The organism is Phycicoccus sonneratiae, assembly GCF_016887965.1.
Classification (GTDB): Bacteria; Actinomycetota; Actinomycetes; order Actinomycetales; family Dermatophilaceae; genus Phycicoccus; species Phycicoccus sonneratiae.
The window spans coordinates 119,919-141,049 of sequence record NZ_JAFDVD010000015.1 but is presented as its reverse complement, the minus strand read 5'-3'; the positions used below and the strand labels follow the sequence as shown (position 1 = coordinate 141,049).

General features: G+C 75.8%; 23 protein-coding genes. 13 read left to right on the top strand and 10 right to left on the bottom strand.

Annotated features, from left to right (window positions below):
* Nucleotides 1-6 precede the first annotated feature (6 nt).
* The 5 genes from JQN70_RS13995 to phoU all read right to left on the bottom strand — a co-directional run bounded on the left by JQN70_RS13995 (nt 7) and on the right by phoU (nt 7,389).
* Nucleotides 7-1,908, bottom strand: a complete 1,902-nt coding sequence (locus JQN70_RS13995) for a hypothetical protein (RefSeq protein WP_204131973.1) — start codon at nt 1,906-1,908, stop codon at nt 7-9.
* A 37-nt stretch (nt 1,909-1,945) separates the two neighbouring features.
* Complete coding sequence (locus JQN70_RS13990) at nt 1,946-3,805, bottom strand: hypothetical protein (protein ID WP_204131972.1); 1,860 nt, start codon at nt 3,803-3,805, stop codon at nt 1,946-1,948.
* A gap of 70 nt (nt 3,806-3,875) precedes the next feature.
* Nucleotides 3,876-5,678 (bottom strand): hypothetical protein, encoded by a 1,803-nt coding sequence (locus JQN70_RS13985; RefSeq protein ID WP_204131971.1) that lies wholly within the window; start codon nt 5,676-5,678, stop codon nt 3,876-3,878.
* Between the two features lie 53 nt (nt 5,679-5,731).
* The gene (gene ppk2, locus JQN70_RS13980; protein WP_307835991.1) at nt 5,732-6,652 is read right to left on the bottom strand and encodes a polyphosphate kinase 2; all 921 of its coding nucleotides are present in this window, start codon (nt 6,650-6,652) and stop codon (nt 5,732-5,734) included.
* 41 nt (nt 6,653-6,693) lie between these two features.
* The gene (gene phoU / locus JQN70_RS13975) at nt 6,694-7,389 is read right to left on the bottom strand and encodes a phosphate signaling complex protein PhoU (RefSeq protein ID WP_204132049.1); all 696 of its coding nucleotides are present in this window, start codon (nt 7,387-7,389) and stop codon (nt 6,694-6,696) included.
* 189 nt (nt 7,390-7,578) lie between these two features.
* Between phoU and JQN70_RS13970 the strand changes: the two genes are divergently transcribed.
* Entirely contained in the window at nt 7,579-8,778 is a 1,200-nt protein-coding gene (locus tag JQN70_RS13970; RefSeq protein WP_204131970.1) for a sensor histidine kinase, read from the top strand.
* A complete protein-coding gene (locus tag JQN70_RS13965; protein ID WP_204131969.1) occupies nt 8,775-9,455 on the top strand; it encodes a response regulator transcription factor in 681 nt (226 codons plus the stop codon). Before JQN70_RS13970 ends, JQN70_RS13965 begins: the two co-directional genes overlap by 4 nt.
* Before the next feature lie 30 nt (nt 9,456-9,485).
* Here JQN70_RS13965 and JQN70_RS13960 read toward each other — a convergent pair whose 3' ends face one another.
* A complete protein-coding gene (locus JQN70_RS13960) occupies nt 9,486-9,986 on the bottom strand; it encodes a hypothetical protein (protein ID WP_204131968.1) in 501 nt (166 codons plus the stop codon).
* 243 nt (nt 9,987-10,229) lie between these two features.
* On the opposite strand from JQN70_RS13960, the gene JQN70_RS13955 reads away from it, so the two are divergent.
* Genes JQN70_RS13955 through ispF form a run of 3 tightly spaced genes read left to right on the top strand, consistent with a single transcriptional unit; the run spans nt 10,230 to nt 11,971 of the window.
* Nucleotides 10,230-10,712 (top strand): CarD family transcriptional regulator, encoded by a 483-nt coding sequence (locus JQN70_RS13955; protein ID WP_166122640.1) that lies wholly within the window; start codon nt 10,230-10,232, stop codon nt 10,710-10,712.
* A 37-nt stretch (nt 10,713-10,749) separates the two neighbouring features.
* Nucleotides 10,750-11,475, top strand: a complete 726-nt coding sequence (gene ispD, locus JQN70_RS13950; RefSeq protein WP_204131967.1) for a 2-C-methyl-D-erythritol 4-phosphate cytidylyltransferase — start codon at nt 10,750-10,752, stop codon at nt 11,473-11,475.
* A 10-nt stretch (nt 11,476-11,485) separates the two neighbouring features.
* Nucleotides 11,486-11,971, top strand: a complete 486-nt coding sequence (gene ispF, locus JQN70_RS13945) for a 2-C-methyl-D-erythritol 2,4-cyclodiphosphate synthase (RefSeq protein ID WP_204131966.1) — start codon at nt 11,486-11,488, stop codon at nt 11,969-11,971.
* A gap of 93 nt (nt 11,972-12,064) precedes the next feature.
* Here ispF and JQN70_RS13940 read toward each other — a convergent pair whose 3' ends face one another.
* Nucleotides 12,065-12,388, bottom strand: coding sequence for a transcriptional regulator (locus tag JQN70_RS13940; RefSeq protein ID WP_204131965.1), 324 nt, complete (start codon nt 12,386-12,388; stop codon nt 12,065-12,067).
* A gap of 154 nt (nt 12,389-12,542) precedes the next feature.
* Between JQN70_RS13940 and JQN70_RS13935 the strand changes: the two genes are divergently transcribed.
* From JQN70_RS13935 to JQN70_RS20585, 8 genes are all read left to right on the top strand, one after another.
* Nucleotides 12,543-13,637, top strand: coding sequence for an S-(hydroxymethyl)mycothiol dehydrogenase (locus JQN70_RS13935; protein WP_204131964.1), 1,095 nt, complete (start codon nt 12,543-12,545; stop codon nt 13,635-13,637).
* Nucleotides 13,634-14,302, top strand: a complete 669-nt coding sequence (locus tag JQN70_RS13930; RefSeq protein ID WP_307835990.1) for an MBL fold metallo-hydrolase — start codon at nt 13,634-13,636, stop codon at nt 14,300-14,302. Before JQN70_RS13935 ends, JQN70_RS13930 begins: the two co-directional genes overlap by 4 nt.
* Nucleotides 14,303-14,430: 128 nt before the next feature.
* Nucleotides 14,431-15,864 carry a cysteine--tRNA ligase gene (cysS, locus tag JQN70_RS13925; protein WP_204131963.1) on the top strand — a complete coding sequence of 478 codons (1,434 nt, stop codon included), beginning with the start codon at nt 14,431-14,433 and terminating at the stop codon, nt 15,862-15,864.
* 1 nt (nt 15,865) lies between these two features.
* Nucleotides 15,866-16,825 carry a 23S rRNA (guanosine(2251)-2'-O)-methyltransferase RlmB gene (rlmB, locus tag JQN70_RS13920; protein ID WP_204131962.1) on the top strand — a complete coding sequence of 320 codons (960 nt, stop codon included), beginning with the start codon at nt 15,866-15,868 and terminating at the stop codon, nt 16,823-16,825.
* A 118-nt stretch (nt 16,826-16,943) separates the two neighbouring features.
* Nucleotides 16,944-17,606: a DUF6264 family protein gene (locus JQN70_RS13915; protein ID WP_204131961.1), complete on the top strand. Its 663-nt coding sequence runs from the start codon at nt 16,944-16,946 to the stop codon at nt 17,604-17,606.
* A 163-nt stretch (nt 17,607-17,769) separates the two neighbouring features.
* Nucleotides 17,770-18,387, top strand: a complete 618-nt coding sequence (locus tag JQN70_RS13910) for a hypothetical protein (RefSeq protein ID WP_204131960.1) — start codon at nt 17,770-17,772, stop codon at nt 18,385-18,387.
* A gap of 127 nt (nt 18,388-18,514) precedes the next feature.
* Nucleotides 18,515-18,880, top strand: a complete 366-nt coding sequence (locus JQN70_RS13905; RefSeq protein ID WP_204131959.1) for a DUF4190 domain-containing protein — start codon at nt 18,515-18,517, stop codon at nt 18,878-18,880.
* A gap of 2 nt (nt 18,881-18,882) precedes the next feature.
* Nucleotides 18,883-19,326 (top strand): DUF2752 domain-containing protein, encoded by a 444-nt coding sequence (locus tag JQN70_RS20585; RefSeq protein ID WP_204131958.1) that lies wholly within the window; start codon nt 18,883-18,885, stop codon nt 19,324-19,326.
* 42 nt (nt 19,327-19,368) lie between these two features.
* On the opposite strand, the gene JQN70_RS13895 is transcribed toward JQN70_RS20585, so the two are convergent.
* The 3 genes from JQN70_RS13895 to JQN70_RS13885 form a co-directional block, all read right to left on the bottom strand.
* Nucleotides 19,369-19,791: a DUF2752 domain-containing protein gene (locus JQN70_RS13895; protein ID WP_204131957.1), complete on the bottom strand. Its 423-nt coding sequence runs from the start codon at nt 19,789-19,791 to the stop codon at nt 19,369-19,371.
* A 1-nt stretch (nt 19,792) separates the two neighbouring features.
* Nucleotides 19,793-20,260 (bottom strand): DUF4190 domain-containing protein, encoded by a 468-nt coding sequence (locus tag JQN70_RS13890; RefSeq protein ID WP_204131956.1) that lies wholly within the window; start codon nt 20,258-20,260, stop codon nt 19,793-19,795.
* A 101-nt stretch (nt 20,261-20,361) separates the two neighbouring features.
* Entirely contained in the window at nt 20,362-21,108 is a 747-nt protein-coding gene (locus JQN70_RS13885; RefSeq protein ID WP_204131955.1) for an RDD family protein, read from the bottom strand.
* Between the last annotated feature and the right edge of the window lie 23 nt (nt 21,109-21,131).

Here is a 21,131-nt window from a genome sequence, read left to right as displayed (position 1 = left end):
AGGCGTCTAGTACGGCAGGGGCAGCCCCAGCCACCCGGTCCCGTCGTCGTACCCCCCGAGGTCACGGCCGGCCGGCGGCACGTCGTCGTACGTCGTGCGCCCGGCGGCGTCCTGCACGACGAGGCGCAGCCCGTAGGTGGTGCGCTCGACGTCCGGGACGCTGACGACGGCCGTGCTGCGCTTCATCGCGGTGGCCTCGGACGTGGGTGCGCCCCGGCGTCCGACCGCGACCAGCCGGCAGGTGGCGCCGCCCCCGGGGACGACGACGAGGAAGCGGCCCGGGCCCCCGGCCGGCGCGTCGAGGCTCAGCACCGCCGGCTCGCCGGCGAGCCGCGCCGGGACGACGACCGGCGAGCCGGCGAGGAAGGTCGTCGTGCCCGAGCGGCCGTCGTCGCGGACGTCGAGGCCACGCACCACCGCGCCGTCGGGCGTCCGGACCACCGTGAGCACCGCGCGGCCGTCGCCGCCGGTCGCGGAGACGGCCGTCGGGTCGAAGACGCTCCCGTCGGTGGGGGAGTCGACGAGGACCTCGCCGCGCAGGTCGTCCGGCGACAGGCCGGTGGACGACGCGACGAGGGCGACGAGGTCCGCGAGGGGTCCGCTCCCGGGGCCGCCGGAGCGGGTGCGGTCCCACGCGCGCGGGGTGAGCGGGCCGCCGTCGTACTCGGCGCAGCGCACCCGGCCGGCGGTGCCCCACGGCTCCGGCAGCAGCATCGTCCCCACCCCGTCGGCGAGGGCGACGGCCGTGTACTCGCGCTCGAGCGAGCCGGCGGGGGTCGGCCGGACGACGGGGGAGAAGGCGGCCGAGCGCTCGGTCGGGCGGGTGAGGACGAGCAGCAGCGCACCGCCCGGCCGGTCCAGCCCGAGCACGACGACGTCCTCGACACCGAGGATCGTGTCGAAGGACGTGGGGACCTCGACGAGCCGTTCGGCCACCGTGCCGGGCGGCCCGCTCCAGGCCCGCACGGCGGTGCTGGTCGGCGGGTGGTCCGGGGTGGCCGCGACGACGACGCGCAGGTCGGCGACCTCGCCCGCCCACAGCAGGCGCACGCCCGCCCCGGCCCGGGCGACGAGGGCCTGGACCCCGAGGTCGTCGGCGAGCCCGCCGCGCGCCGGCCACCGGGTCGTCGTGCCCCACGCGGCGTCGTCGGGGCCGGCGGTCGTCGGCGTCTGCGGTGACGGCCGCACCGGGTCCGCGCCGAGCCCGTCGCGGACCGCGACCCAGCCCACGCCGCCGGCGAGCAGCAGGCCCCCGGCCCCGGCGACGAGCGCCCGGCGGCGCACCCGCCGTGCCCGGTCGACGACGAGACCCGCTGGGTCGGGCGGCTCGGGGAGGGCGCGGGCCAGGGCGTGGGCGAGGTCGGCGAGGTCGGCGTCGAGCCGGTGGTCGGCGGCGGGCACACCGTCCGCCGCCCGCGCGGCGCGGTGGGCGGCCACCAGCTCGCGGCGCGCGGCGTCGACATCGGCGCGGGACGGGGCGGCCTCGCCGGCGAGGGCCCGCAGCTCGTCGTCGGTGGTCTCCCACAGGGCGCCGGCCCCGACCTGCGCCCGGACCGCGGGACGCAGCCGGGCGAGGGCGTCGAGCAGGGCGGCGGGCACGCCGGTGTCGGGGTCGTCGACGGCGGGGGGCCGGACGACCGGCCCGTGCTCCGGCGCGCCGGACGCGACGGATGCCTCACCCCGACCGCGGGAGGGTTCGAGCCGCGCGAGGAGGGCCCGCCGGGCCGCAGCCGTCGGGGCGCCCTCCTCGAGGGTCTGCTGCCACCGGGGCCGCAGCCCCGCCAGCGCGGAGGTCGTCAGCTCGCGGGCCCGCTCGGGGTCGAGCGTCGCGACGAGGGCGACGGCCTCGAGGTCCGGCCAGCGGGCCGCGACGAAGCCGCCGAAGTCCTCCTCGAGCGTCGTCGCCACCGCCCCATCCTCTCCCGCGACGGCGACCGGGAACGCGTCAGCCGCCGACGGTGTCGGGTGTCGCGGTCGGGTAGGTGTCGTAGGCGTCGCGGCCTTCGACGGGTCGGTCGTCCCAGAGCACCCGGCCCCGGGCGTCGCGGACGACGACGGCGACTCCGTCGGTCGGCGGGGTCCGGAGGACGGCCGCGCGGCCGTGGACGCGGGCCGACGTCCCGACCGCCCTGCCGGCGTCGTCGTCGGTGCGCAGGCGGACCTCGGCCCCGCCCGGGGGGACGGTGACGATCCAGACGGCGTCGCCGGAGAGGTCGTCGACCCGGGTGAGGTACGGGGCCTCCGCCAGGTCGGCGGGCACGACCACCGGGCTCGACCCGATGCTGCTGTTCCCCGACGGACCCTCCGTGGCGAGGGTGACCCCGCGCACGACGCCGCCGTCGGGGGTGGTGACGATGACCAGGCTCACCGTCACCCGGCCGTCACCGAGGTCCGGGACCTCGACCGAGGCCGGCATCCGCGAGACGACGACCCGCTCCCGGAGGTCCTCGGGGCGGTGGCCGGTGATGGCGGCGACGTCCGGGAGGAGGAGGCCCTCCGCGCTGTCCCGCACCGCCCAGGCCTCGGGCGCCGGCAGCGGCCCGTCGTACCCGGCGCACCGGACGCGGGTGGCCGGCCCCGCAGGGGCGTCGAGCAGCACCGACCCGACCCCGGCCTCGAGGCGCACGTTGCGCCAGGTACGCGACGAGAGGCCGGCCGGGGTCGGTCGCGCGGTCAGCGAGTACTGGGCGAGGTCGATGGAGGGCCGGGTGAGGACGAGGAGCACGCCGGCGCTCGGGTGCGGGACCCCGACGGCCACGACGTCGCCGACCTCGTAGATGCCCGAGTAGCCGAGCGGCACCATCGTCAGCTGTTCGGCGGGCGCACCGACCGAGCCCGCCCACAGCTGGAGCTGGGTGCCACCGCCGACGTCGTCGGGCAGGAGGGTCTTGGCGACGACGCAGCGCACGTCGTGGACGTCGTCGGCGAAGAGCAGCCGGGCCGCGGGGGCGGCCCGGGCGACGAGGGCCTGGATGCCGAGGTCGGTGGCCAGGGTCCCCCGGGCCGGCCAGCGGCCGGAGGAGCGCCAGGCGGGGTCGTCCGGTCCGGCGGTGGACGGCGTCGCGACCGATCGGCGGGCGGGTGCGGGCTCCTCCCCGGCGAGCCCCCACCAGGCGGCCGCCCCCGCGACGGCGAGCACCCCGCCGCCCGCGACGACGGAGCGCCGGCGCACCCGCCGGACCCGCTCGCCGACGAGCGAGTCGGGGTCCGGTGGCTCCGGCTGCGTCGTGGTGAGGCGGTGGACGAGGTCGACGAGGTCGGCCTCGAGCAGGTGGTCGGCCGGGCCGAGGCCGTCGTCGGCGCGGGCGCCGCGGTGCACGGCGAGGAGGCGCTCGCGGGCCGAGGCGACCGCGTCCTCGACGTCCGGTCGCCCGAGCAGCCTGCCGGTCTCCGGCGGCGGCGTGTCCCAGACGACCTCGGCGGCCAGCGCGCAGCGGACGAGCGGCTCCTCGGCGGTGAGGGCGCGCAGCAGCGCGGCGGGGACGGCGTCGTCGTCGGGGGTGCCGAAGGCCCCGGGGGCGGCGAGGGCAGGAGCCGGGCCGGGCGGGGTCGCTCCGGGCACCGGTCGGCCGGGGCGGGCCCGGCGGGCCGGGACGAGCCGCTCGAGGAGGGCGCGTCGGGCCGCGGTGGTCGGGCTGCCCTCCTCGAGGGTGGCGGCCCAGCGGGGGCCGAGGGTCGCGAGCGCGGCGGTCGTCGCCTCCCGCGCCGTCACCGGGTCGAGCGTGGTGACGAGCGCGACCGCCTCGAGGTCCCCCCAGCGGGCGACGACGAAGCCCCCGAAGTCCTCCTGCGCCGAGAGCGTCACGGGGACAGTGTCACCCAGGCGGGCCCCGGACGTCCGGGCGTCGGGACGGCCCGACCGCCCGACCGGCGGGTCAGGCGGGGTCGCCGGGCGCGAGGTCGTAGGCGTCACGCCCCCGCAGCGGCGGCCCGTCGACCACCAGCGTGCCGTCGGCGTCCCGGACGACGACCCGCGCCCCCGCGGCCCCGGGCGCCAGCTCGACCCGCACCACCGCGGCGTGGCCGACGACCGGTGCGGCGGCCCCGAGCGCCCGGTCGGTGCCGTCGGCGGTGCGGAACTGGACCGTCGCACCCCGCGGCGGACTCGTGACGACCCACGTCGAGCGGCCCCCGAGGTCGTCGTCCACGCGCAGCGCGAAGGGTGCCTCGGCGTCGTCGGCGGGGACGACGAGCGGGCCGTCGCCGCGGACCACCCGGGGGGCGGCGTCGGCGGTCGTCACGAGGAGCGCCCGCAGGACCGCACCGTCCGGGGTCGTCGCGACGAGGAGGCGGGCCTCCAGGTGGGAATCCGGTGCGGTGGGCAGGACGAGGTCGTCCGGCAGCCGGGAGCGCCGCACCCCGAGGCGCAGCCGGTCCGCCGGCACCCCGGTGATCGCGGCGACCTCGTCGCGGAAGGCGTCCTCGCCGCGCCGGCCGACCCGCGCCCAGGACCGCGGCCGCGGGAGGGGCCCGTCCCAGCCGCCGACCCGGACCCGCGCGGCCGGCCCGGCCGGCTGCCCCAGGAGGACCGACCCGATCCCGCCGGTGAGCGGCAGGTCCTCCCACTCGCGCCGGATGCCGCCGAGCGGCGTCGGCCGGGCCACGAGGGAGTACCGGGCCCGCTCGACCCCCGGCCCGGTGAGCACGACGAGGACGCCCGCGTCGCCGTGGGGGACCCCGAGGGCGACGACGTCGGCGGCGCCGCGCACCTGCCCCGGGACGAGCGGCACCTCGGCGAGGCCCGTGGGCGCCGCCCCGACCGGTCCGGTCCACAGCCTCAGCGTCGTCCCCGAGGCCTCGCCGGCCGCCTCCGCCGCGACGACGACCCGCCCGTCGAGCACGTCGTCGGCCAGCAGCACCCGGCCCCCGGGGGCCGACCGGGCGACGAGGGCCTGGACCTCGAGGTCGGTGCCGACCCGCCCGCGGGCGGGCCACCGGGCCGTCGACGTCCACGTCCGGTCGGCGTTGGGCGGGGGGCCGGACGTGGCGGCGGTCGAGCGCGCCCCCCGCCCGGCGGTTCCCCACCACGCGAGGGCGCCGACCGCGAGGGCCGTCCCGCCCCCGGCCACGAGCAGCCGGCGGCGTGCTCCGGGCCCGACGGCCGCGGCGAGGGAGTCGGGGTCGGGCGCCGGCGGCTGCGCGGCGGCGAGCCGGTCGGCGAGCCCGCAGAGGTCGGCGACCACCTCCTCGTCGGCCGGGGCGAGGCCGTCGGCGGCGCGGGCGGCCCGGTGCGCCTCGACGAGGCGGGCCCGCGCACCGGCGAGCGCCGGGTCCGCGTCGGGGAGGCCCAGCGCCCGCGCCCCCGCGCCCGGGGCCCAGGCCCACACCGCCTCGGCGGCCAGGTCGGCCCGGACGGCGGGCTCCTCGGCGAGCACCCGGTCGAGGAGGGCCAGCGGCACGTGGTCGCCCGGGCCGTCGAGCACCGCCCGCACCGCGACGGGGTCCGGCGACGCGGGCAGCGGGCGTGCCAGCAGGGCGAGGAGGGCGGTCTGGGCCTCGGCCGTCGGCCGGCCCTCCTCGACGACGGTGCCCCAGCGCCCGGCCAGTGCGGCGAGGGCCCGCGCGGTGGCCGACCGGGCCCCCACCGGGTCGAGCGTGGTGACGAGCGCGACCGCCTCGAGGTCGGGCCAGCGGGCCTCGGCGAAGTCCCGGAAGCCCGGGGCGGACGGCGGCGTCACGTCCCCAGTGTCCGCCCGCGGCGGCCGGAGTCCAGGGCTCGCCGCCGGTGGCCTCAGAGCCGGGGCAGCACCCGGTCGGTGTGCTCGCCCTGCTCGAAGATGCGCGAGGCCGGCCCGACGATGAGCGGGTCGGGCGTGCCGACGACGTCGTGGTCCTTGCTGCGGTAGTCGATCCCGGTGAGCAGCAACCGCATCGCCTCGAGGCGGGCCCGCTTCTTGTCGTTGCTCTTGACGACGGTCCACGGGGCGTCACCGGTGTCTGTGTAGAAGAACATCGCCTCCTTGGCCTCGGTGTACGCCTCCCACTTGTCGAGGCTCGCGAGGTCGGTGGGGGAGAGCTTCCACTGCCGCACCGGGTCGTTCTGCCGGGAGGCGAAGCGCGCGGCCTGCTCCTCCTGGCTCACCGAGAACCACAGCTTGACGAGGTGGATGCCGGAGTTGACGAGCATCCGCTCGAACTCGGGGCACTCGCGCATGAACTCGAGGTACTGCGTCGGGGTGCAGTAGCCCATGACCCGCTCGACGCCGGCGCGGTTGTACCAGGAGCGGTCCATGAAGACGATCTCGCCACCGCTCGGCAGGTGCTGCACGTAGCGCTGGAAGTACCACTGGGTGCGCTCGACCTCGGTGGGCTTCTCGAGGGCGACGATTCGCGCGCCACGGGGGTTGAGGTGCTCCATGAAGCGCTTGATGGCCCCGCCCTTGCCGGCCGCGTCCCGCCCCTCGCAGAGCACGAGGACCTTCGTGCCGGTGTCCTTGACGTGCAGCTGGAGCTTGAGCAGCTCGACCTGGAGCCGGCGCTTGGTCTTCTCGTACTCGTCGCGCGGGAGCTTCTTCGCGTACGGGTACCCGTGCTGCCACGCCTTGCCGACCTTGACGTCGACGTCGACGCCCTCGGCCTCCTCGAGGTCGTGGAGCTCCTCGATCTCCTCGGCGTAGTCCTCGGTCACCGACCGGCGCTGCTCGTCGTCCACGTCTCGAGCGTATCGCCGCCGATCGCCGCGGGCACCGGGTCTCAGGCTCCCGCGGGTGCGGTGTCCGCCACCTCGTCGTGGCCGCCGCCGGCCTCGTCGCCCCACTCGCCGGTGACGATCCAGACGACCCGCTCGGCGACCGAGACGGCGTGGTCGGCGAAGCGCTCGTAGTAGCGCCCGAGCAGGGTGATGTCGACGGCCGTCTCGGTGTCGTGCGGCCACTCGCTGCTCGTCACCTGCGCGAAGAGGTCGCGGTGGAGGCGGTCCATCGCGTCGTCGTCGCGGGCCACCTCGAGGGCGCCCTCGACGTCGCGCCGGGCGATGACCGAGCCGACCTTCTCGACGATGAGCTCGGCGACCGACCCCATCTCGCGGAAGGTGCCCCGCAGCTCCGGCGGGACGGCCGAGGCGGGGTAGCGCAGCCGGGCGACCTTGGCGACGTGCCGGGCGAGGTCGCCCATCCGCTCGATGTCGCTGCTCATCCGCATGCTCGTCACGACGACGCGCAGGTCGGTCGCCACCGGCTGCTGGAGGGCGAGCAGGTCGAAGGAGAGCAGGTCGATCTGCTCGCGCCGCGCGTCGATGTCGGCGTCGGCGGTGATGACGGAGTCGGCGAGGTGGACGTCGGCGTCGAGGAGCGCGGTCGTCGCGCGGCTCATCGCGGACGCCGCGAGGTGGGTCATCTCGACGAGGCTCTCGGCGATCCGGTCGAGCTCCTCGTGGTAGGCCTTGCGCATCACGGGTGGTGGTCCTTCGGGTCCGGGGCTCGGGGGCGCGACGGGGGCCGGCGGGTCGCGCCGTCGCCCGGGAACCATCGCACCCGGGGATGAACCGGAGGCACCGGCGAGGTGAACTTCGGGCGTCCGCCTGCGCGGCACCCCTCCCGGACGCACGGAGGCGCCCCGGGGCCGCCGTACGCTGGATCCGTGGATGCGACGATCGCGGCGACGCTCGGCGGGGCCGCCGGCCTCGTCATCGGTGCCGTCGGCGTCCTCGCGGGCCGCTGGTCCGAGCGCAGCCTCGCCGCCGCGCCCCAGGTCGAGGAGCCGCCGCTGGCCCGCGGCGTCGGCGACGTCCTCTCGGTCCTGCGCTCCATCGCCGTCGTCGTCGACACCTCCGACGCGGTCGTCAAGGCGTCCGCGCCGGCCCTCACCTACGGCCTCGTGCGCCACGGCGAGCTCGTGCACCACGAGCTGCGCCACCTCGCCCGGCTGGTCCGGCGCGACGGCGTCATCCGCGAGGCCGAGCTCGACCTCGCGCGCGGGCCGTCACCGGACGCCTCCGTCGTGATGCGCGTGCGGGTCGCCACGCTCGGCCTCCACCACGTGCTCATCCTCGCCGAGGACCACACCCACGCCCGGCGGGTCGAGGAGGTGCGCCGCGACTTCGTCGCCAACGTCTCCCACGAGCTGAAGACCCCGGTCGGCGGCATCTCGCTGCTCGCCGAGGCGGTGCTCGACGGCAAGGACGACCCCGAGGCCGTCGCCCGCTTCGCCGAGCGGATCCGGGTCGAGGCCACCCGGCTCGGGCGGCTCGTCCAGGAGATCGTCGACCTCTCCCGGCTCCAGGTCGCCGACACCCTCCACGAGCCCGAGCTCGTCGACATCGGAACGGTCCTCGTCGAGGCGCTCGACCGGGTGCGGGTCGCGGCCGAGGCCAAGGACATCGACCTCGGGCTGGCCACCGAGCGGGGGCTCAGGGTCTTCGGCGACGCCGAGCTGCTCGTCACCGCCGTCGCCAACCTCCTGACCAACGCCGTCAACTACAGCGACACCCGCACCCGCGTGGGCATCGGCGCCCGGCTCGTCGACGACGCCGTCGAGATCGCCGTCACCGACCAGGGGCAGGGCATCCCGGCCGCCGAGCAGGAGCGCATCTTCGAGCGCTTCTACCGGGTCGACGCCGCCCGCTCGCGCGCCACCGGCGGCACCGGCCTCGGGCTGGCCATCGTCAAGCACGTCTGCGCCAACCACGGTGGCGAGGTCACCGTGTGGAGCCAGGAGGGGCGCGGCTCGACCTTCACCATGAGACTGCCGGTGGCGGCCCCCCAGGCCGTCGACACCGACCCCCCGGCCGACCCCGCCCCCGGGGTCGCCGTCGCCTCCCGAGGAGAGAGCACCGCATGACGCGCATCCTGATCGTCGAGGACGAGGAGTCGTTCTCGGACCCGCTGAGCTACCTCCTGAGCAAGGAGGGCTACGAGGTGTCGGTGGCCGACGACGGGCACGAGGCGCTCAGCGCGTTCGACGCCGCCGGGGCCGACCTCGTCCTCCTCGACCTCATGCTGCCGGGGCTCTCGGGGGTCGACGTCTGCCGCGCGCTGCGCCAGCGCTCGAACGTGCCGGTCATCATGCTCACGGCCAAGGACAGCGAGATCGACAAGGTCGTCGGCCTCGAGCTCGGCGCCGACGACTACGTCACGAAGCCCTACTCCTCGCGCGAGCTGCTGGCCCGCATCAAGGCCGTCCTGCGCCGCGGCGCCGAGCCCGAGGAGCTGCTGCCGACGACCCTCGAGGCCGGCCCGGTGCGGATGGACGTCGAGCGCCACGTCGTCACCGTGCGCGGCGAGCAGATGTCGTTCCCGCTCAAGGAGTTCGAGCTGCTCGAGATGCTGCTGCGCAACACCGGCCGGGTGCTGACCCGGATGCAGCTCATCGACCGGGTGTGGGGCAGCGACTACGTCGGCGACACCAAGACCCTCGACGTGCACGTCAAGCGGCTGCGGGCCAAGGTCGAGGCCGACCCCGGCAGCCCGGCGCACATCCTCACCGTGCGCGGCCTCGGGTACAAGTTCGAGGCCTGAGGCGTCCGGGCCGCGCGGGGGGCCGGCGGCTCAGCTCGCGGAGGGGGAGGGCGACGGCGACGCCGAGGGGCTGACCTCGAGGTCGGCGTAGTAGCGCTCGGGTGCGAGCACCGGCACGAGGACGACGTTCTGGCCGGCCTGCTGCGTCGTGACGGTCAGCTGGACCATGCCGCCCGGCGCCACGGGCACCGAGCCGACCTCGAGCTTCGTCGTGGCCGTCGAGAGCGTGGCGCCCGAGTAGGCGGGGACCGAGGTGGTGCCGCCCTGCTCGTCCTGGAGCCCGAAGGCGACGTCGACGGCGTCGGCGGCCTCGTTGACGGCCTGCCCGACGAGCACGCCCGGGGCCCCCTCGGCGGTGGCGACGACGGCGACGTTGCGCAGCTCGAGACCGGGCATCGACAGGTCGACGCCGTCGGCCGGGATGTACGGGTAGTCGGTCTGCGTCGGCGAGAAGACGGCACAGCCGGACGCGAGGAGCGCGGCGGCGGCGAGTCCGGCGAACCGGAGGGCGGAGGCGGCTCGGGTCGTCACGGGGCCAAGGATAGCCGGGCCGGCGACGGTGCCGCGCGCAGGCCGGGAGCGGGGTCCGCGGTGGCCGTCCCCTCTCGCGCGACGCCCGCGCGTGAAGCATGCCGCAGGCCGATCTGTCAACCCCCGAAATCTTCTCTGCGACACCGACTTCAGGCCTCTGACCTGCGCAAACGCCGGGACTCTGCATTGGGTGCACTCGGCGTGTCGTGGTATCCTGAACGCCGCGAAAGGGGACAACAACACATGGTTTTCAAGGTCGGCGAAACGGTCGTGTACCCCCACCACGGGGCTGCGCGCATCGAGGAGATCAAGACCCGCACGATCCGCGGAGAGGAGAAGCTCTACCTCAAGCTCAAGGTCGCCCAGGGCGACCTGGTCATCGAGGTTCCCGCCGAGAACTGTGACCTCGTCGGCGTCCGCGACGTCGTCGACAAGGCCGGTCTGGACAAGGTCTTCGAGGTCCTCCGCACACCGTACGCCGAGGAGCCGACCAACTGGTCGCGCCGCTTCAAGGCCAACCTCGAGAAGCTCGCCTCCGGCGACGTCATCAAGGTCGCCGAGGTCGTCCGCGACCTGTGGCGCCGCGACAAGGACCGCGGCCTCTCCGCCGGGGAGAAGCGGATGCTCGCCAAGGCCCGCCAGATCCTCGTCTCCGAGCTCGCGCTCGCCGAGAAGACCGACGAGGAGAAGGCCGAGACCATCCTCGACGAGGTCCTCGCGTCCTGACGCCGTCGCTCGCCCCCGGGCGAGGACATCCACTGACGTGACCGACGCCCACGCCGCAGCACGCGGCGTGGGCGTCGTCGTCGTCGCGGCCGGGTCCGGCTCGCGGCTGGGCGCCGCGGTGCCCAAGGCGTTCGTGCCGCTCGCCGGGCGCCCGCTCCTCGCGTGGGCGCTCGACACCGTGGCCGGGGTCCCGGGCGTGGTCTCCGTCGTCGTCGTCGCCCCGGCCGCCCTCGCCGACCCCTCGGGCCCGCAGTGGTCGGGCGTCACGCTGCCCGTCGGCGCGCGCGTCGTCGCCGGCGGGAGCGAGCGCACCGACTCGGTCGCCGCCGGCCTCGCGGCGCTGGACCCCGCCTGCCACGTCGTCCTCGTCCACGACGCGGCCCGCTGCCTCACCCCCGTCGGCGTCTTCGAGCGGGTCGTCGCGGGGGTGCGCGCCGGGTACGCCGGGGTCGTGCCGGGCGTCCCCGTCGTCGACACCGTCAAGGCGGTCGACGAGCGCGGTGTCGTCACCGGCACCCCACAGCGGTCGGCGCTGCGGGCCGTGCAGACCCCCCAGGGCTTCCGGCGCGACGTCCTCGAGGCGGCCCACGCGGGGGGTTCGGGCGCCACCGACGACGCGGCGCTCGTCGAGGCCCTCGGCCACGAGGTGCTCGTCGTCGACGGCGACGCGCGGGCGTTCAAGGTGACGACCGTCGACGACCTCGCCCACGCCGAGCGCCTCCTCGCCGCCGACCCGGGCCGGTCGCCCGCCGGGCGGCCCTAGCATCGTCGCCATGAGACCCCTGCCCCGCGTCGGTGTCGGCGTCGACGTGCACGCCCTGGCCCCCGAGGGCTCGGAGCGCGAGCTGTGGGTCGCCGGGCTGCACTGGCCGGGGGAGCGCGGGCTCGACGGGCACTCCGACGCCGACGTCGCCGCGCACGCCGCCTGCGACGCCCTCTTCTCGGCCGCGGGGATCGGCGACCTCGGGGCGCACTTCGGCACCGGGCGGCCCGAGCTGGCCGGGGCCTCCGGGGTGACGCTGCTCGCCGAGGCCGCCCGGCTGGTGCGCGACGCCGGCTTCGACATCGGCAACGTCGCGGTCCAGGTGGTCGGCAACGGCCCGAAGGTCGGCCGCCGCCGGGCCGAGGCCGAGGCGGTGCTGTCGGAGGCCGTGGGCGCCCCGGTGTCGGTGAGCGGCACGACGACCGACGGGCTCGGCCTCACCGGGCGGGGCGAGGGGGTCGCGGCCATCGCCACCGCGCTCGTCGTCCCCCGCTGATCCCGCGAGTTCTTGCGCGTTCCGCCGCCGACGCGCCGGGACCTGCGGCGTGTCGCGAGCCCAACTCGCAAGAAGTGGGCAGCTGGCTGGCGGTCAGCGCGTGCGCAGCCCGGTGCGACGGTCGGCACCGACGATGCGGGCCATCCGCTGCAGCTCGGCGACGTGCCCGCACAAGGCGTCGCGGCCGGCGGCGGTGAGGACGATCGTCGTCACCTGCCGCCCCTCGCGGGCGCCGCGCTCGAGCCGGGTGTAGCCCTTGCCGGTCAGCGCCTTGAGGTGCTTGGACAGGGCGGAGTCCGAGAGCCCCAGCTCGTTGCGGACCTCCCCGAAGTCGCGGCCCGGCACCGGCACGAGGTAGGCACAGATCTGCAGGCGGTGCGGCTCGTGGATGACCTCGTCGAACACCGGGTAGGGCATGGCCGCAGGATACGTCGCGTTGCCCGTCGGGAAAGAGGGGTTCGACGGCCCGGTGCACGGGGTGTGCACCCGGCGGCCGGCCGGCCCCTCCCGCGACCGCCGGGCCGGGCACTAGCGTGGCGAGGGCCGCCGCGTCGCTCACCGAGGAGGAACCGTGCCGCAGACCGTCCAGGGAGTCATCGCCCGATCCAAGGGTGCCCCCGTCGAGCTCGTCGACATCGTCGTCCCCGACCCCGGCCCGGGCGAGGCGGTCGTCGTGGTCGAGGCCTGCGGCGTCTGCCACACCGACCTGCACTACCGCGAGGGCGGCATCAACGACGACTTCCCGTTCCTCCTCGGGCACGAGGCCGCGGGGCGGGTCGAGGCCGTCGGCGAGGGCGTCACCGACGTCGCACCCGGCGACTTCGTCATCCTCAACTGGCGCGCCGTCTGCGGGCAGTGCCGCGCCTGCCTCAGGGGCAAGCCCTGGTACTGCTTCGCCACCCACAACGCGACGCAGAAGATGACGCTGACCGACGGCACCGAGCTGTCGCCGGCGCTCGGCATCGGCGCGTTCGTCGAGAAGACGCTCGTCGCTGCCGGCCAGTGCACGAAGGTCGACGAGGCCGATGCCGCTGCGGTCGGCCTGCTGGGCTGCGGCGTGATGGCCGGGTTCGGCGCGGCCGTCAACACCGGAGGCGTGGGTCGCGGCGACTCGGTCGCGGTCATCGGCTGCGGCGGCGTCGGCAACGCGGCGATCGCCGGGGCGAAGGTCGCGGGGGCGACGACGATCGTCGCCGTCGACGTCGACGGCCGCAAGCTCGAGTGGGCCCGGCAGCTGGGCGCCACGCACACCGTCGACGCCTCCACCGAGGACCCCGTCGAGGCGGTGCGCGCCCTGACCGGCGGTCACGGTGCGGACGTCGTCGTCGAGGCGGTCGGTCGCCCGGAGACCTACGAGCAGGCGTTCTACGCCCGCGACCTCGCCGGCACCGTCGTCCTCGTCGGGGTCCCGACCCCGGACAAGGAGGTCACCCTGCCGATGATCGACGTCTTCGGCCGCGGCGGGGCCCTCAAGTCCTCCTGGTACGGCGACTGCCTCCCCTCGCGCGACTTCCCGATGCTCGTCGAGCTGTTCCGGCAGGGCCGCTTCCCGCTCGACGCCTTCGTCTCCGAGCGCATCGGCATCGGCGACGTCGAGGCCGCCTTCGACAAGATGCACCGCGGCGAGGTGCTGCGCTCGGTCGTCGTCCTGGACGGGTCCGCGTGAGCGGCCACGACCTCGGCGTCGAGGTGCCGACCTCGCCCGGTGGCGTCCGGGTCGAGCGCGTCGTCACCTCCGGGGTGTTCGAGCTCGACGGCGGCGCGTGGGACGTCGACAACAACGTCTGGCTGCTCGGTGACGACGACGCGGTGCTCGTCGTCGACGCGGCCCACGACGCGCGCGCGATCCTCGACGCGGTCGGCGGCCGGCGCGTCGCGGGCATCGTCTGCACCCACGGCCACAACGACCACGTCAACGCGGTGTCCGACCTCATCGCCGAGACCGGCGCCACCGCATGGCTGCACCCCGACGACCGCGTCCTCTGGGACCAGAGCCAGGACGAGGCACCGGGCGGCGACCTCGCGGACGGGCAGGTGTTCACCGTTGGCGACGTCGAGGCGACCGTGCTGCACACCCCGGGCCACGCGCCGGGCGCCTGCTGCCTCCACGTGCCGGCCCTCGGCGTCCTGTTCAGCGGCGACACCCTGTTCGCCGGCGGTCCGGGTGCCACCGGCCGCTCGTACAGCGACTTCCCGACCATCGTCGACTCGATCCGCACCCGCCTGCTGACCCTGCCGTCGGCGACGGTCGTGCTCACCGGCCACGGCGACCCCACGAGCATCGGCGACGAGGCCCCGCACCTCCAGGAGTGGCTCGACCGCGGCCACTGACCCCGGGTCGAGGTGAAGGAGGACCGCCTCCGGGTCGGGTTTCACCTCGACCGGCGCGCGCCGGCCGGCCGCTCGGCGGGTGCCGACGGATGCGGGGCGCCCGCGGCGCCACCGGTAGCCTGTCGCGGGTGACCCTCAGGCTGTTCGACTCCCTCACGCGCGAGCTGCGTGACTTCGTCCCCGTCGTGCCCGGCAAGGCGGGGATCTACATCTGCGGGCTCACGACCCAGGCACCGCCGCACATCGGGCACGTCCGGTTCGCCGTCGCCTTCGACGTCCTGCGCCGCTGGCTCGAGCGCGGGCACGGGTACGACGTCACGCTCATCCGCAACGTCACCGACATCGACGACAAGATCCTCGCGAAGTCCGCCGAGGCCGGCGAGCCCTGGTACGCCCTCAGCTACCGCAACGAGACCGAGACCGCCGACGCCCTCGAGGCGCTCGGGGTCCTGCCGCCCACGTACGAGCCCCGCGCCACCGGCCACGTGCCCGAGATGGTCGACCTGATGGAGACCCTCGTCGCCCGGGGCCACGCCTACGCCCCGGCCGACGACTCCGGCGACGTGTACTTCGACGTCCGCAGCTGGCCGAGCTACGGCGAGCTGACCCACCAGAGCGTCGACGACATGTCCGACGCCGAGGACGCCGACCCGCGGGGCAAGCGCGACCCCCGCGACTTCGCGCTCTGGAAGGGCCGCAAGAGCGAGGAGCCCGAGAGCGCCTCGTGGCGCACGCCCTTCGGCACCGGTCGGCCGGGCTGGCACCTCGAGTGCTCGGCGATGGCCCGCAAGTACCTCGGCGACACCTTCGACATCCACGGCGGCGGGGTCGACCTGCGCTTCCCGCACCACGAGAACGAGGTCGCCCAGTCGCGCGCGGCCGGCCTCGGGTTCGCCAACTACTGGCTGCACAACGCCTGGGTCACCCTCGGCGGCGAGAAGATGAGCAAGTCGCTCGGCAACAGCCTGCGCGTCTCGGAGGTGGTGCGCGAGCACCGGCCCCTCGCCGTCCGCTACTACCTCACGGCCGCGCACTACCGCAGCACCATCGAGTACCACGACGGCTCGATCGAGGAGGCCGCGACCACCGTCGAGCGCATCGAGGGGTTCCTGCGCCGCGCCCTCCCGGACGTCGACACCCTGCTGCCCGACGGCTCCGAGGAGCTGCCCGCCGACTTCCGCGAGGCGATGGACGACGACCTCGGGGTCTCCGACGCGCTGGCCGTCATCCACCAGGCGGTGCGCGCCGGCAACATCTCGCTCGACGACGGCGACCAGGAGGAGGCCGCGGCCACCGCCCGCCGGGTCGTCGCCATGACCGACGTGCTCGGGGTCAACCCCCTCGACCCGGCGTGGTCCTCCGGTGGCTCCGAGGCCGACGACGCCACCGCGGCGCTCGACGTCCTCGTCGCCGGCCGGGTCGCGGCCCGGGCCGCGGCGCGCTCGGCCCGCGACTACGACACCGCCGACGCCATCCGCGAGGAGCTCACGGCGGCGGGAATCGCCCTCGAGGACACCGCGGCCGGCGCCCGGTGGACCCTCGCCCGATCCAAGGGAGACTGACGTGGCCGGCAACTCGCAGCGACGCGGAGCGATCCGCAAGGGCGGCAAGAAGGGACCCACGGTCGGGTCCGGCGGCCAGCGCCGTCGCGGCCTCGAGGGCAAGGGCCCCACGCCGAAGGCCGCCGACCGCCCCAACCACAAGGCGCACAAGATGGCCAAGGCCGCCGACAAGCGGTCCGGGGGTCGTCCCGGCGGCGGTCGTTCCGGGTCGCGCAAGCCCGCCGGCTCGAGCGAGGTCGTCGCCGGGCGCAACGCCGTCGTCGAGGCGCTGCGCGCCCACGTGCCCGTGACGACGATGTACGTCGCCGGCCGGATCGACGCCGACGACCGCGTCCGCGAGGCCATCAAGACCGCCACCGAGCGGGGCATCCCCGTCCTCGAGACCCCCCGCGGCGAGCTCGACCGGCTCACCGACGGCGCCGTGCACCAGGGCCTCGCCGTCCAGGTGCCGCCGTACGAGTACGCCCACCCGCGCGACCTCGTCGACCCCGAGACCCCCGGCATCCCGCTCGTCGTCGCCCTCGACGGCATCACCGACCCGCGCAACCTCGGCGCGATCGTCCGCTCGGTCGCGGCGTTCGGCGGGCACGGCGTCGTCGTCCCCAGCCGACGCTCGGCGGGCATGACGGCCAGCGCCTGGAAGACCAGCGCCGGCGCCGCGGCGCGCATCCCGGTGGCCCAGGCCGCCAACCTCACCCGCGCCCTCGAGGACTTCCGCAAGGCCGGCTTCTTCGTCATCGGCCTCGACATGGACGGCGACGTCGAGCTGCCCGACCTCGAGCTCGCCTCCGAGCCGCTCGTCGTCGTCGTGGGCTCGGAGGGCAAGGGGCTCTCGCGGCTCGTGTCCGAGACCTGCGACCAGATCGTCTCGGTGCCGATGAGCTCGGCGGTCGAGTCGCTCAACGCGGGCATCGCCACCGGGGTGACCCTCTACGAGGTGGCCCGGCGCCGCCGCGGCTGACCCCGTCGGGGTCGCTCCGCCCGGGGCGCGCCCCCGTGAGCCCGGCAGCGCTCTGTGCCACGATCGTGGCGAGCGGTCCACCACAGGCACCCGCCGCCGCTCACGAGGAGGGAACCCCATGTCCGACCAGGGAAGCACGCCCCAGCAGCCGGAGACGCCGGCCGACGGGACCGTCCCGCAGCCGCCCCCGCCGGCCCCCGAGACCGGGTCGGCCCCGCCGCCCCCGTCAGCGCCGCCGCCGGCGGCCCCGAACCCGTACGGCGCGGCGCCGTCCTACGAGCAGGCCCCGTCCTACGAGCAGGCGCCGGACGCCGGCCCGGTCACCCGGCCCAAGTCGATGGACCTCGCCGTCACCCTCATGCGGGTCGGCGCGGTGCTCTCGCTGATCTCCGGGCTGAGCGTCCTCTTCCTGCGCGGCACCATCCGGGACGCCGTCACGAAGAGCCTCGAGGACGCCGGCACGACCGTCGACCAGAGCACGGTCGACGCCGCCGTCGCGATCGGCACGGGCACGGCCATCGTCTTCGGCCTCATCGGCGTGGCCCTGTGGCTGTGGATGGCGAGCGCGAACGGCAAGGGCCGGTCGTGGGCGCGGATCGTGGCGACGGTCTTCTTCGCCCTGTCGGTCGTCAGCTTCCTCGTCAGCCTCGTCCAGCCGCAGGCCGCGCTCGCCCGCGTCCTCAACATCGTCAGCATCCTGCTAGGGGCCTACATCGTCTTCCTCCTGTGGAAGAAGGAGTCCTCCGAGTTCTACGCGGCGAGCTCGGCCCGGCGGTACTGACCCGCTCGAGCGCCCCGACGACGCCCCCGCACCCCCGGTGCGGGGGCGTCGCGCGTCCTCGGCCGGCCGGCCCCGCGTCCCCGGTTCCGCCCCTGCGCGAGCGCTCGCCGTGGCAGCATGCTGCGCCGGCGGCCCGTCCGGGCGCCGCCGGTGAGGAGGACCGATGACCGTCGAGCAGCCCGTTCCGGGGTTCGCGGCGCCCCCGCAGCTGCCCCCTCCGGTCGGGGCCTACCCGGTCGGCGCGGTGGTCGCCGAGGCCGGGCCGATCACGCCCGTGCAGGAGCAGACCTCCGACGGGCTCCGGGTCCGGTGGGACGGAACGGTGCTCGCGCCCTCGTCGGTGATGAACGCCGTCTACCTCATGTGGGCCGGCGCCGTCCTCGCCCTGCTCGAGGGCATCGTCACGGCGTTCCGGGCCGAGACGGCCGTCGACGAGGTCCTCGCGTCGACCGGGCTCGCCGTCGACCCCGGTGTCGCCGGGGCCGTGGTCACCGGGGTCAAGGTGGCCTCCGTCGGGTGGGGCCTGGTCCTCGCCCTCGTCTGGATGTGGGTCGCGTCCGGCAACGCCAAGGGTCGCGGCGGAGCCCGCGTGGCGGCCACGGTGTTCTACGCCTTCGCGGTGCTCGGCGTGCTCATCACGGCGCTCGGCGCCCTGAGCGGAGGGCTGGCCGACCTGCTCCTCGCCCTGCCCGGGTTCGCCGTCGGGACCGGTGCGATCGTGCTCTTGTGGCTGCCCTCGTCGTCGCGCTACTACGCCCTCGTGCGCTCGCGACGCCGCTGAGGACGCGGCGCGCGACGTCCCGAAAGCACGCGGATGCGTGAAATCTGAGGGAGCGCTGTGGAAGGATCGGCGCCGCCGGGACGGCCGGCAGGGGCCACGGCCTCCCCACACGTGAAAGCGAGAGACCATGTCTGACTACGGATCGACCCCGCCCCCGCCCCCCGGCGGTGGCGACGGCGGCTACTCCGCCCCGCCGCCCCCCGCGGGTGGCATGGGTGGCCCGGTCGACCACCCGAAGGGCATCACCATCCTCGTCCTCGGCATCCTCTCGCTCGTCTGCTGCTCCCCGCTCGGCATCGCCGCCCTCGTCATGGGCAACAACGCCCTCAAGGAGATCGACGCCCAGCCGGGTCGCTACTCCAACCGGCAGCTGGTCCAGATCGGCCGCATCCTCGGCATCATCGGGATCGTCTTCCTCGTCATCAGCATCCTCTGGGTCGTCTTCTTCGGCGGCCTCGCGGTCCTCTCGGGCAGCTCCAGCACCTCCCCCTGAGCGTGACCCTCGCGCAGCGGCAGGCGGCGTCCACCCGGTCGGCGACGACCCGGTGGCGCCGCCTGCTGCCGCACGCAACGGTCGCGGCGGGCGTGCTCGCCGCGACCTCGTACGTCTGGGCCGTCGACCCGAACCGGCCCGGGCACTACCCGGTCTGCCCCACCTACGCGCTCGCGGGCATCTACTGCCCGGGGTGCGGGATGCTCCGGGCCACGCACGACCTCACCCACCTCGACGTCGCGGGGGCGATGCAGCGCAACCCGCTCGCCGTGCCGCTGTACCTCGGGGTGGTCGTCCTCTTCGGGCTCTGGGTGCGCGCCGCCTGGCGGGGGGAGCAGCTGCGCTGGGACCCGCCGCGCTGGATGCCGGCGCTCCTCGGCGTCTCGTTCGTCGTCCTGACGGTGGCCCGCAACGTCCCCGGCTGGACCTGGCTGTCGCCGGCCTGAGGCGTTCGGGGCGCAGCGGGGGTTCAGGGCGCAGCGGGGGGCTCAGGCGGGGGAGAGGAACTCCCAGCCCGGGATGTTCCGCACGACGCCGAACGCGATGACGGCGACCCCGAGGGCCACGGGCAGCCAGTTCGGGATGCTCGTGCGCACCGGCCGGCCCTGGCGGGCGCGGACGACGCGGTAGACCACGTAGGCCGCCACGGCGAGGTACACCGGCGGCACGAGGGGGTGGCGGGCGAAGGCCCCGGCGACGTCCCCGTGCAGGAGGTCGTAGGTGGCCCGCGTGCCCCCGCAGACCGGGCAGTACCGGCCCGTCGTCTGCAGGAGGAAGCAGGCGGGGTAGTGGCCGGGCTCGTTGGGGTCGTGCGTCGCGAGCCAGGCCAGGCTCCCCGCCGCCGCGGCCCCGGCGGCCGCCCACCACACGCGTGGTGAGAGGCCCCCGAGACCGCCGGCGTGGGTCGTCATGTCAGCTGTTGTAGTTCGCCGCGACGTTCGCCGCCCCGACCGCGATCATGATGATCGCGAGGACGACGGCGATGATGCCGGTGATGAACCCGCCCTGTGCGAGACCGCCACCCGGCTGGCCGGTGCGGGCGATCTCCTGCTTGGCGAGGTAGCCGAGGACCGCGCCTCCGGCCCCGAGGAGGAGGCCGACGAAGGCGCAGCAGACGGCGAACACGATGCCGAGGACGCCGAGCACGAGGGCGATGACCGCCTTGGTGTTGTTGCCGCCGAGGCCACCGGCCGCGGGACCGGACGGCGGGAAGGACGGCGGCGGGGGCGGGACCCCGGGGCCGCCGGCGTCACCGGGCGGCGGGGGCGGGGTCGTGTACCCGCCGGCGGAGGTGCCGCCCGGCTCCTCGGGCTCCGGCGGCGGGGGGAAGCTCCCGCCCGGCGGCGGCGGCGGAGGGGGCGGGGGCGTGCTGCTGCTCATGGGTCCTCCCACGTCAGAGGTCCGGCGGCGGCCGGCTGGCGCTCACCCTAGCGGCAGCCGCTCGCTCCGCCCGGGGTGCCGCGGCCGCACTGCGGGCGCGGTCAGGCCTTGGGGACCTTGACGACGGTGGAGTGGACCGCCTTGTCGGCGATGGTCTGCTTGTCGTCGTCCCAGAGCATCCAGAGGTAGGACAGGTAGATCACCTGGTTGACCAGGCCGCTGACGAGCTCGCGGAGGAAGCACATGCCGGCGCCGATCGGCTGGCCGGTGCGGGCGTCGAGGAGCCGCAGACCCATCGCCTTCTTCCCGACGCTCTGGCCGGTGCGACCCATCCGGAAGACCCGGTTCCACAGCTGCACACCGAGGCCCACGAGGAACCCGAGCACCACGAGCGAGACGCCGACCGCGATGAGGCCGCCGTTGGCGTCGCCGTAGGTCTGGTACCCGTAGTCGTCGTAGCCGGTGGAGTCCGGGGCCCCCGCGACGATGAAGGGGATGCCGATGAGCATCGGTCCGAGGGCGACGAGGCTCAGCAGGCCGTCGACGAGCAGGGCGAGGACGCGGTCGCCGAAGGAGGCGACCGGTCCGAAGTGGGCCTCGACGTAGCCGAGGTGCCCGGGCTGCATCGAGCGCTGCGCGGCCCAGGGGTCCGCGGTGGCGCCGCCGTAGGGGTTCTGCGCGGGGGGTCCGTACCCGGCCGGGGCCTGTCCGTACGGCGGCTGCGCCGGGGGCGGGGCGGGCGCCGGAGCCGGGGGCTGCGGGGCCGCGGGCTGTGGGGGAGCCGGGGGCTCGGGGGCCGGGGGCTGCGGCTCGCGCGACGGGTCGGTGGGCGGCGGCTGCTCGGACATCGGTTCCCTCTCGTCGGTCTGAC